The organism is Pseudoalteromonas sp. SG41-1, from assembly GCF_014164575.1.
Classification (GTDB): domain Bacteria; phylum Pseudomonadota; class Gammaproteobacteria; order Enterobacterales; family Alteromonadaceae; genus Pseudoalteromonas; species Pseudoalteromonas rhizosphaerae.
Genome location: NZ_JACJFL010000014.1, coordinates 1 through 11,945 on the forward strand (window position 1 = coordinate 1; position 11,945 = coordinate 11,945).

Genomic DNA, 11,945 nt, shown 5'->3' on the forward strand with positions numbered 1-11,945 from the left:
GCCAGCTTAATGAGTTTTGCCATTTACCGAGTTGTTGCTCAAGGGCTATTTTGCTATGCAGTGGCATTATTTGATATAACGGCTCATCACTGTCATCACGCTCGCCATGGGTGCTAGTAAGCGCGGCGGTTAAATCCCATGTGCCTGCATTTTTACTATCAACAACACGGATAATACCTTCAAGCTTAGTGCCATAAAGTGTGGCGTCTAAATTGGTAAATTGCAGGGTATTACGCTCAGTTAATACCTTATCTGTGCGGTTAGTACTGCCAACAACAGTAACATCAATATAATCATTTACTTGGGTATACCAAGCGTTAGCTGTTATTTGCCACTGTCCATCTTTTGCCGATTTAGTGTAACTGGTGCTGATGGTATGCGCGGTTTCGGCTACTAAGTCTGGGTTACCAATATAACCATTACCATCACCAAACCAACCAATCATACTGGTCGACATTGTGCTGACACCCCAGCTATAACGTTCATATAAATTAGGCGCACGATTTTTACGTGCTAAGCCAAATTGTAGTTCATCTTCATTAGTAATTTGGTAGCGTAATAATAGGCTGGCATCCACAAGCGTGTCACTGCGCGCGCGATCCATGGCATTAAACTCTTTTGCAGCATCTTTATTTGGATCTGCCATATTCATTGCTGGCATACTTCCCATACCTGACATTCCATTCATGCCATCACCCATGTCTGAATATGGCTGCACTTCACCGGTATCCGTTTGCACATATTCAATACGCGTACCAGCAGAGACCCACCACTTGTTATTTAGCTGCTTTTGCAGCTCAGCAAAACCGGTGTAGCGGTCACGTTCACCGTCATTAATATTTACATAGTCGTTAGGCCCCATCATCATTGAGCCTTCAATCGCAGGCCACCAATCATCAATGCGGTAACCATAGTATTCTTGGCCGAGCAGTAATACAGTGTCAGCATCAAAGTCTAAACGCCAATTAAGTTGATAACTGATATCTTGCGCGTCGGTATTCATCGGCATCATGCCGGTTTTTTCAGCGCTGAAAAAACCCATTTCGTGCTTTACATCATTAAAGTTTATTTGCGCTCGAAACTCACCACTTTCAAGCTGGCGTTTATACTGAGTGGCTATGCCATAACTGGTGTTATCCGTCATATCCATATATTGATTAGCAAAGCCCTGAAAGGGTATTTTTTGATGCGTTAATTTAACCACTAGCTGTTGTTTTTCATCTCGCAGCGCTGCAGTTAATGCATGATTTTGCACGCGATATAGAGTATCAAATACTAAATCACCATTACCATCGTCATAACTATCAGCGTCTTCAAAGGCACCTTGATAATTTAAACTCAAGCTGCCACTGGCAAGTCGTGCGCCAACACCTACCGCTTGCGCATTATTTACACTGCGATACTGCGCCGACACATAACCTGAATGCCACGCTAACGTATCACTCTCACCATATTGCGCAGCAATGGTGTTTACTACAATAACGCCGGCAATGTTATCGCCACCAGCGCTTACTGGCGAAATACCTGCAATCACTTGATAAGACGATAGCTGATTAGCCGAAATATAAGATAATGGTGGGTTCATCTGATTGCCACAGGCCGCAGTAATATCTGCGCCATCAACCAGTACTTTAACTCTATCGCCCATCATGCCATTTAATATAGGTAAACTAGAAACGCCACCTGCCGCAGAGAAATCCACCCCCAACTCAGTTAAAAGCTGTTCAGCAGAACCTAAATTTGCATGGCTGTTAACGTTTTGGCCTTGTACCTCAATCACTTCAATTGAATCATCAGCAAGAACGTAAGGAGAAACTAAACTCGCTATGCAAAGTGCTAACGGAGAAAGTGCATAACGTGAATTGATAAGTGGATTGTGGTTGCTCATTTTATTCTTTAATTACAGCAGGTTTAAGATGAACAAAGTATATAACTTGACGACAACACTGAACACGCGACAAATTGTCGCACCCCAAGCTCTGACTCGATGTTTATTGTTCTTATTTTAAACACGCTAATAACTTTTAAAAGGCTGTTAGAACACTAAAAACATAAAATAGCCACAACCACTGAAAATTTATTTTTCATCAGCATGCCGCTTAATAACCAAGGTGAATATATCAAGTCATTGAAAATTAGAACGTTCCTATTCAGCCAAAAACACTGCAATCTAAAATCGTATTTTCTGCTCTAAATACACTGTTTTTAGTGCAGACGCTGACTTATTTTTATCATACAATCGCGGTTTAATTGGTTCTTCAAAATTGCAGTTTCCTGCTTTTTATTAAATAAATCATTCATATTTTGTCGTCAGTCTTTTTACAAGGGTTATCTATGTCACCTGAACCTAGCGTCGTGAACAATACGCTAAGCACTACCGCTATTTTGTTAGTACTTGCACTGGGTACTTTTATTTTAGGATTATCGGAATTTTCGATGATGCCAATGCTGCCATTGTTCAGCGAAACATTTGCCTCAACACCAGCACAAAGCGGTTATACCATTAGCGCCTATGCGATTGGCGTAGTGATCGGTGCACCGTTTTTTATGATCACCACAGCAAATATGCGCAAGCGTAATGCCTTGCTATTATTTGTGTCGATGATGTTTATATTTAACGGCTTAAGCGCATTTGCTAATTCGTTAGAGCAGCTTATATTATTTCGCTTTTTAAGTGGTTTACCCCACGGAGCTTATTTTGCTGTTGCCATTTTATTAGCCGCAGATATAGCACCTGCCAATAAACGCGCCAGCTTTATGTCTAAAGTATTTATGGGCCTTACCATAGCAACGATTGTTGGCGTGCCTATGGTTACTTTAGTCGGTCAAAATTTTAGTTGGCGTTATTGTTTAGCGGGCACCGCAGTGCTGGCACTTGTTGCGTTAATTCTAATTGTAAAGTTCATACCAAACACAAAAAATTCAGCCCCTTCGTCGTTATTAAGCGAGTTGAGCGTACTGAAAAATAAGCTGGTTTGGTCAATTTTAGGGATCATTATTGTTGGCTTTGGCGGGGTGTTTTGCATTTATACTTATATTGCCGATACAATTTTAGTGGTCACCCACACACCAGCCTACACTATATCAATTGCGATGGTTATGTTCGGTATTGGTTGTACGCTGGGCAACTATATTTTAGGTAAGGCAGCGGATCATTCGCCCCTTAAAACCACCGGTATAGCACTTGTTGGCGCAATCATTTTTGCTACAACTTATGTAATGGCAAGCCATAACATTTGGTTACTTTATGCGGTTATATTTTTTATTGGTTTTAGTGTCGGACTTGGCACAGTTATTCAAACTATGTTGATGGATGTATCTCCGCATGGGCACGCAATGATTGGCGCACTTGTACAATGCGCATTCAATACTGCAAATGCAATTGGTCCTTGGGTTGGCGGCTTAGCAATTGCACAAGGCGCGCAACCTAATCAAACCGGCTATGTCGCCGCAGTGTTATTTGCTGGTGGATTTATTATGTGGTTACTGAGTGCATTGCAAATGGGTAAACAAAAACCGCAACTAGTTGCCCCATAAACAGCACTACACTCTGCGTACTTTAAGCACGCAGAGTGTAGAATTTATACCTCTTCATCTTGAAAGATATCTTCAATTTTTAATTTAAATAAACGAGCTGCTTTAAACGCTAATGGTAAACTAGGATCGAACTTGCCTTTTTCGATAGCATTCACCGTTTGCCTTGATACATCAAGTAGCTCTGCTAATTTTGCCTGAGTAAGGTCATGCTCCGCGCGCAATACTTTAAGGCGGTTTTTCATTCTTCGTCCTCAGCGCCAAGTTGTTTATTCATCACTACGACAGACACTAAATAAGTTATCCCCATAAACATCACTAAATGGGAAATCCCTTGTCGAAACGAAATTACCCCGCTCGTTTGTAATACCGAGTATGCTAAACCAAATACTAAACTCCCTCCTAAGGTAATCGCCATCGCATTTAAATGTAACCGTTGCTGCAATTCATCTAAACCAGCTAAATGGCGTTTATTTGCCATAATCATCATAATACCTGCGAAAACATTGACCATAATTGCCACTATACTAAGTAGCGTGTTCTGCTCGCCCCACAGCAACAATGGCCCGAATGACGCAAGCGCCAAAGTTAAAACCCACGCCAGAGTCCACTTTGCTAAATAAACTGTGTTTAGTTTGTTACGTTGTTTGAATGTTAATCCTGTTTGTTGTTTCATGTTCTCACCTTTTTAGTCAAGTAAACTTGACTAAGTATTATTGAAGAATACATTTAAGTCAAGCAAGCTTTACATAAAGTAATGTAGATTAGACACAACCTATACTATAACTGTTTAATTAAGATTCTTAACGTTTGACTCAGAATATTGTATTAACTTATTGCTTGCAGTAGGATAAAAAAACCTGTTGAAGTAACCTCAATTTTAACAATAACAATGATGAGCCCTGCATGAGTAAATCCGTTTTCTTTGTCGGCGAATGGCAAGTAACAGCTACCACCAATAGTTTAATACGAGGCGCGCAAATCAAACAACTTGAGCCCAAAGCGATGGATGTTTTATTGTTATTATGCGAAAAACAAGGAGAGTTAGTTAGCAGTGAAGAGATCCTTAACCACTGTTGGCGCACAGTTGCAGTGGGCGATAATCCCCTGCATAAAGTCATCACGCAATTGCGTAAAGCATTTGACGATAAAGCCAGTGATCCGCAATACATAGAGACAATCCGCAAGCGCGGCTATCGCGTTATCGCCAAAATAGAGCTCCCTCTTGATGATGAGCAAAAAGCCAGCCATAGTAAGTGGCAAGGTGATTCGCCATTTGTTGGGTTAAGCGCGTTCACCCCCAATGAAGCCGCGGTGTTTTTTGGCCGCAGCAAGCAAATAAACACACTATTACAGCGGGTATCTGCGCAAATTAATTATGGCCGCGCATTTTGCTTATTGCTCGGCTCAAGTGGCTCAGGTAAGTCATCACTGGTCAATGCAGGTGTATTACCAGCACTAATGAGTGAAGCAGGCTTTGATGGCTTTCGAATTGAGTCATACTGCTTGCTCGACTTTGCAGACGTAAGTAAAGGTCGGCTATTTCTCGATCTAGCCTCTACTTTACTTGATTTAGAAATCAACGATGCGCCAGTTTTAACAAATATCAGTGCCGACTCCCTCAGTGAGTTATTACTCTCAACGCCTGAGCAAGTTATTGAGCGTTGCCAAATGGCTTTAAAGCAAGGGCAAACAACCCATATAAAACCGTATTTATTTTTATTTATCGACCGCCTTGAAGTATTGCTGTCGTCGCCAGTATTTAGCGAGCAAGAGCGCAGCCAGTTTTTAACAATTATAGAGTTACTGGCCACCAGTAACTGCATTATTATATTTAGCGCCTGTCGAAATGACTTTTACCCCCAAGTGGTTAATCAACCCAGTTTAATGGCTGGTAAAGCCAATGGCGCGCATTTTGACTTGCTACCGCCAACGCGTTCTGAATTAAAACAGATGATCCGCCTGCCAGCTTTAGCCGCAGGGCTTAGTTGGCAGCTTGACCCTGAGCACCAAACACCACTGGATGAAATGCTCTGTAACGACACCGCCAATAACCCCGACGCCCTGCCAATGCTGCAATACACTTTGCAACAACTGTACTTACAGCGCAGCGAAAACGATGAGCTATTAGTCTCTGAATACCAAGCATTGGGCGGTATTGAAGGCGCGATTGGCCAAAAAGCTGAGCACGTTTTTACACAACTGCCCAAGCAACAACAAGCCCAGCTGAGCTTGGTATTATCAAAACTAATTACCCTGCACGCTGATGGCGAAACCCTCACCAGCCGCGCAGCCCGTTGGGATGAACTCACCACCCCTGCACAAACACAACTTGCACAAGCGATGGTCGATAGCCGCTTATTTGTGTCGCACCTTAAAAACGAGCAAGCCTGTTTTAGTTTGGCACACGAAGCACTACTACGTCAGTGGCAACGCGCCATAGACTGGATAAACCACCACCAACAAAGCTTAGCCATTAAAAGTCGCTTACAAATCGCCACCGAGCGTTGGTTAAATGAGCAAAAACATGCCGACTTTTTATTAGCCCAGGGCAAGCCGTTACAAGAAGCACAAAGCCTTATAAATAACCCGATGTTTAGCCTCAGTGCTGCTGAACTGAGTTTAATTAAAGCATCAAACCGCAGGGCAAAACGTAAAAAAAGAGTGTTACAAGCCACCGCGGTTGCACTTATTTTACTCAGTTTTATAGCCACCTTTATGAGCGTACGCAGCTACCACGCCGAGCAAGTAGCGCAGCAAAGACGCTTAGAAGCCGAAAGCCTACTTGGCTTTATGGTGGGTGAATTTGCCGATAAACTGCGCAGTGTAGAACGTATGGACTTACTCGATGGTATTAGCAATAAAGCGCTGGAGTATTTTACTAATCAGGCTGATGAGGACAACTCTCTCTTTCGCTTTACAGACCAAAAAACCGAATTTAACAACCGCTTTCAATATGCACAAACCCTTGAGGCAATGGGGGAAGTGGCCTATTCCCGCGGTAAAACCGACGAAGCATTTACCGCGTTTGAGAGCGCCCGCACCCGACTTGAGGGATTATTAAAAACCCAACCTAGCAACTTAGAGTTACTTACGCTTGCGGGTGCCAATGCCTTTTGGTTAGGGCAACTTCATTATGATAAAAGTGATTACGCTGCCACAGAGCCAATGTTTAAAAAATACCAAGCCTATAGTGAAACAATGTACTCCCTAGCACCCAATGATTTTAACTCCATTATGGAGTTGTCTTATTCACATAACTCTCTCGGCTCGTTATATTTAAAACAATTTAACTATGCTGCTGCAAAACAAAGCTTCACAGAGTCGCTAAATCTTAAAAACAAAGCACTCGAGCTTAAACCCAACAATAAAAACTTATTACGTGATAAAACAGATACAATTAGCTGGCTTGCCAGTACAGAAGAAAATTTGGGTGATTTTAATACGGCATTAACAATGTTAGAAAATGCATCTAATGAGTTGAATAATATTTTGGCACAATATCCCAATGATGCCAGCGTATTAAGCAATCTTACTTATATTTATATGCAACAAAGTTTCCTACTAAGTTATTTCTCGGATAAGCAGCGCTCTTATGAAAAAGCTAAGCTAGCAAATGACAGTATACGTAATGCTCTTCTTCAAGATCCAAATAATAATAAATTCCAGAAAATATATTACCGTTCTTTATCTTATAAATTGATGTTATCGAACGAGCAAGATCTTAACGATAACATAAAAGAAATATTAAACTTTTTAACAGAGCAGGATTTAAATGATACTGAAACTATTAATATATTTATCAGTATTATTCATTACTACATCAACATAGGTATAAATTCCAAAGCAAATGAACTACTAATTAAACTTGAAAACAACAATGATTACAAAGTACAAATAGGAAAACTATGGCAAACAGCAAACTCCTTAGTTTTAGCAAGGATATATTTAATTAAAGCTAAACTTGCAACAAATAATGATGACCGAAGCTTATTTTGTGAAAAAGCAATTAAAATAATTTCATTCCGAGAAAATAAAAGTATAAAAACAACGTACCCTTTGGTTCAAGCATATAGCTGCTCAAATAGAAAAAATGAAGCGAAAGAATTAAAAGAAAACCTAATACAGTTAGGTATTGATGACTTTAGCCTATAACAAAAATGATAGAGGAAATAACATGAATAACAACCAACAAGTTGTTAACTTTTCAGTAGAAATCGAGCTTAGATAACAAAGCAAATTTTACATACTATATAGGAGATGACCAAGTCTCAGGTGGAGGTGAGGTAAGAACCAAAACTGCTGCTATTTACACTTTAAAACAAGACACATTTAATAAAGGCTTCTTATTTAGCAGCGCAACAATCACTGGCAACTGTGCTGATGACTTCCTTTACGTAGTTAATAATAACGGTAAGTCTATTACCATTACAGATACCGATGAAACCAGCGGTACAGCATCAATCATTTTTAATGTGGAATGTAATGGCACCTCTTACAGCAGTAGCGACCCTCAGGTTATAAACAAAGAAGAAATTTAATTACTGCAACCTATCCCTTTCTTTCTCTTGCTTCGCAGGCGTTACCTCACCTGCGTATTTTCATTTTATTATTAAAAATCAAAAACTTAAAACCAGAAGGTTACCAGAAGGTTTATTTGCACTTTTTTAAGTAAATTTATAGACACCAAAAACGTATAGCAAAACGTAAAGGATTAAACGTGTCTAACCAAACAAATAATAACCAAACACTTAACGCAAATAAGCAATCAGCTACTATTGGCAAAACCCTTTCAGCCTGTCTTTCTCACTTACAGTTTGGTTCTTTAATTGAATTATTCAACGGCATCAGTGAAGGTATTTTTATCATCGATGAGCAAGGTACGTTTGAGTTTGCAAACCCAATGGCGGCACAGTTTTTAGGCGACTCCCAGCAATCATTGATTGGTCAAAGCCTACTACAGTTTTTACATGAAACTGACCGCGATAAATACATGTATACGTTACTAAACTGGTTAGATATAAAAGATACTCGCCTTAACTTTGGTCCTAATGAAGTAAAAATAAACAAAACGGATGGCAATATAATTGAGGCCGACTTATCTATTTCTAATATGCCTTCGAGCATTGCGTCAGCGCAAAAACTTTATGTGTGCATATTACATGATTTAAGTATTCACAAAGCAATATATAACAAATTAAAAGTACAAGCTTCAATAGATCATTTAACTGGGCTTGCTAATCGCTTCACGCTCGATGAATCATTAAAACAATACTGGCAAGAAAGTATTCAAAGCCACCAGCCATTAACTAGTATATTAATTGATGTCGATCATTTTAAGAGATTCAACGATACCTATGGCCATATTAAAGGCGATAAGTGCTTACAAAAAATAGCCAAGATTATTTTGCAATGTATACCATCAAGAGATTGTTTAGCCGCTCGCTATGGCGGTGAAGAATTTGCTGTTATTCTGCCACGCTGCAACCGCGATAGCGCCGCTGTTGTTGCCAGACATATTCAACAACAAATAAATGCGATGACGTTTACTGATATAGGCCTGCCGCCAGAAGTTAAAGTAAGTGTGAGCCAAGGTATAGCCTGTGAACTTGATAATCAATACCGTACCTGCGAAGCACTAATATGTGCTGCTGATACTGCTTTATATAGAGCAAAATCTGACGGCAGAAATAAAATCAGCATCAGCTCATAAACACAACATTAACAAGATTTGATTTATTTTAACGAAATGCATTAGTTACACATATACTATATTTTAATGTTATTTGTTTGTTCCCAATACGCTATATAAACTAGATGGCGTATGACAACAACTCGGGATCAACAATGAAACTATTTAACAAGTTACCTTTACAACTTGCTATTGCAAGTACATTGGCAACCTCAGCGACTGCAATCGCTGTTGAGCAAACAGCTGACACAACAGCACAAGATATTGAAGTTATTTCGGTTACCGGCACACGTCGTAGTTTACGCAGCCTGTCGGAAAGTACAGTTCCTGTAGACTTGCTAACCAGTCGTGATCTGGCAACCACAGGCCAGCTTGAAATAAGCCAAGTGCTTGCGGCTCAATTACCTAGCTTTAACTACCCAAGTGCAACCCTCGCTGATGGTACAGACCATGCAAAACCAGCAGTATTACGAGGCCTAGCTCCTGATCACACCTTAGTACTTGTCAATGGTAAACGCCGTCACTCTGGTGCTTTATTAAATTTAGGTGGCACAGTTGGCCGTGGCTCTACGGCTGTTGATTTAAATAATATTCCAACCTCTGCGATTAAACGCGTTGAAGTACTGCGTGATGGTGCAGCTGCTCAATATGGCTCAGATGCCATCGCCGGTGTGATCAATATTGTGCTCAAAGATGCCGATGAAGGCGGCAGTGTAAGCTACACTTATGGTCAATATGATTCGCAAATGGCAGGCTCTGCACAGTTAAAAGAAACAATCATCGACTCGCAAGGTAAGCTTGGTTTTGTTAAAGGTGATGACCGCCGCGTTAACGATGGTATTACCCGAACTGCAAGTGCCAATGCGGGCTTTTCGCTTAGCGAGAATGGCTTTATCAATATCTCAATTGAAACCCGTAACAACGAGCCAACTAACCGCTCAGGTATTGATGAGCGAGAACAATATAATCGTAATGAAAACGGCGCGCTTGATCCAAAAGAGCTAACGTTTGACCGTTATAATCACCGTTTTGGTAAAGCCAATGTTGAAGATATCGCGCTATTTTATAATCTTGGCTACGACTTTAGTGATGACTTATCACTTTACTCTTTTGCCAGCTATTCAAATCGTAAAGGTAACTCAGGCGGTTTCTATCGCCGTGCCAAAGACAACCGTAATGTGCCAAGCGTTTATCCAGATGGTTTTTTACCAAACATTGACACTGATGTTGACGACTATTCATTTGCTATCGGTTTAAATGGGGTTAGTAATGATTGGACATGGGATATCAGCACTAATTATGGTCGCAATGATTTTGCATTAGGTGTTAGCAATAGTATCAATACCTCTATGGGTGCTAACAGTCCGACAGAGTTTGATAATGGCGCATTAGTGTATGAACAATTCCTTGTTAACATGGATGCCAGCAATAGCTTTGACTTAGGCTTGCCTGATGACGTGTTTGTTACCATTGGTACTGAATATCGCCATGAAAACTACCAAATCAAAGCCGGTGAACAAGCTTCGTATTTAACGGTACTTGATGCACAAGGCGTACCTGTTGCCGCCGGTGGTGCACAAGTTTTATCAGGTTTTTCACCCGATAGTGCAACTGATAAAAGCCGCCATAACATTGCCCTATTTGCTGAATTTGATACCTACCTCACTGAAAATTGGAATGCTGTGCTAGCAGGTCGATTTGAAGACTATAGTGATTTTGGCAGTACTTTTACAGCGAAACTTGCCAGCCGCTATAGCATTACTCCTTCATTATCGTTACGTGGTGCTATCAGTAGTGGTTTTAGAGCACCGTCTCTTGCACAAACATCTTATAAATCAGTCAGCACTGTATTTGAAAATGGCGTACCTAGAGAAGTCGGATTATTTCCAAGTAGTGAGGCTGCTGCCAAAGCGCTTGGCGCAAAAGATTTAGACGCTGAAGAGTCTGTCAATATGACCGCTGGTTTTATCTTCACAGAAGGTAATTTTAGCTTCACGCTTGATGCTTATCGTATCGATATTGATGATCGCATTGTGCTTTCTGAAAACTTAGAAGGCCCTGCTGTTGAAGCTATTTTACAACAAGCCGCTGAGCTTAATACCCAAAGTGTGCGCTACTTTACCAACGCTATCGATTCGCGTACTCAAGGGGTTGATATTGTTGCCACCTATTTACTCGGTTTAGCTGATTATGGTGACTTACGCTTAAGTGCCGCTGTAAACTTTAACGATACAGAAGTTACTCATGTGAAAGACAATCCACCAGAACTCGAAGCGTTAGGTGATGGATATCAATACTTTGCACGACGTGAAATTTCTCGATTCGAAAAAGGCACACCAGCAGATAAATGGAACCTGTCTGCAACATGGGATTATGAAAATATACAGGCCACGCTTCGTGCAACTCGCTATGGTGAAGTAGTTGATACCTCAAGTAGTGCTGAGGGCGATGAGCTTCTTAAGGCGAAATGGCTCACTGATATTGAAGTGGCGTATCGCCCAACCGAGCAATGGAAACTTGCTTTAGGTGCTAACAATCTATTTGATCAGTACCCGCAAGATACGGTAAGTAATATTGGTTATAGTGATTTCAACCAAATTTTCACTTACAGCGGGTTCACGCCATATAGTTTAGATGGCCGCTTTGTTTATGCGAATGTAACGTTTAACTTTTAATTAAACAAGTAACTACGGCCCATATAAATATGGGCCGTCTTATC

At 40.7% G+C, this 11,945-nt stretch carries 8 protein-coding genes; 5 read left to right on the forward strand and 3 right to left on the reverse strand.

What is annotated here, in order from left to right; translation table 11 throughout:
• The coding region (locus tag H5203_RS10110) for a TonB-dependent siderophore receptor (RefSeq protein ID WP_182819695.1) at positions 1-1,888 on the reverse strand (1,888 nt) is incomplete at its 3' end.
• Between the two features lie 446 nt (positions 1,889-2,334).
• Between H5203_RS10110 and H5203_RS10115 the strand changes: the two genes are divergently transcribed.
• Positions 2,335-3,537: an MFS transporter gene (locus tag H5203_RS10115; protein WP_145237506.1), complete on the forward strand. Its 1,203-nt coding sequence runs from the start codon at positions 2,335-2,337 to the stop codon at positions 3,535-3,537.
• A gap of 44 nt (positions 3,538-3,581) precedes the next feature.
• Here H5203_RS10115 and H5203_RS10120 read toward each other — a convergent pair whose 3' ends face one another.
• Positions 3,582-3,779, reverse strand: coding sequence for a helix-turn-helix transcriptional regulator (locus H5203_RS10120; RefSeq protein ID WP_145237509.1), 198 nt, complete (start codon positions 3,777-3,779; stop codon positions 3,582-3,584).
• Entirely contained in the window at positions 3,776-4,210 is a 435-nt protein-coding gene (locus H5203_RS10125) for a hypothetical protein (protein WP_145237512.1), read from the reverse strand. The genes H5203_RS10120 and H5203_RS10125 overlap by 4 nt, the downstream gene beginning before the upstream one ends.
• Before the next feature lie 230 nt (positions 4,211-4,440).
• On the opposite strand from H5203_RS10125, the gene H5203_RS10130 reads away from it, so the two are divergent.
• The 4 genes from H5203_RS10130 to H5203_RS10145 all read left to right on the forward strand — a co-directional run bounded on the left by H5203_RS10130 (position 4,441) and on the right by H5203_RS10145 (position 11,901).
• Positions 4,441-7,689: a winged helix-turn-helix domain-containing protein gene (locus tag H5203_RS10130; protein WP_182819696.1), complete on the forward strand. Its 3,249-nt coding sequence runs from the start codon at positions 4,441-4,443 to the stop codon at positions 7,687-7,689.
• A 98-nt stretch (positions 7,690-7,787) separates the two neighbouring features.
• Positions 7,788-8,075, forward strand: coding sequence for a DP-EP family protein (locus H5203_RS10135; RefSeq protein ID WP_310736556.1), 288 nt, complete (start codon positions 7,788-7,790; stop codon positions 8,073-8,075).
• Between the two features lie 179 nt (positions 8,076-8,254).
• Positions 8,255-9,247: a sensor domain-containing diguanylate cyclase gene (locus H5203_RS10140; protein WP_182734459.1), complete on the forward strand. Its 993-nt coding sequence runs from the start codon at positions 8,255-8,257 to the stop codon at positions 9,245-9,247.
• A gap of 104 nt (positions 9,248-9,351) precedes the next feature.
• A complete protein-coding gene (locus H5203_RS10145) occupies positions 9,352-11,901 on the forward strand; it encodes a TonB-dependent receptor plug domain-containing protein (RefSeq protein WP_404936450.1) in 2,550 nt (849 codons plus the stop codon).
• The last annotated feature ends 44 nt before the right edge of the window (positions 11,902-11,945 follow it).

Bases quoted from the DNA above. Each gene is read 5' to 3' on its own strand.
- H5203_RS10115 (WP_145237506.1), top strand. From the start codon at position 2,335: ATGTCACCTGAACCTAGCGTCGTGAACAATACGCTAAGCACTACCGCT.
- H5203_RS10120 (WP_145237509.1), bottom strand. From the start codon at position 3,779: ATGAAAAACCGCCTTAAAGTATTGCGCGCGGAGCATGACCTTACTCAG.
- H5203_RS10125 (WP_145237512.1), bottom strand. From the start codon at position 4,210: ATGAAACAACAAACAGGATTAACATTCAAACAACGTAACAAACTAAAC.
- H5203_RS10130 (WP_182819696.1), top strand. From the start codon at position 4,441: ATGAGTAAATCCGTTTTCTTTGTCGGCGAATGGCAAGTAACAGCTACC.
- H5203_RS10145 (WP_404936450.1), top strand. From the start codon at position 9,352: ATGGCGTATGACAACAACTCGGGATCAACAATGAAACTATTTAACAAG.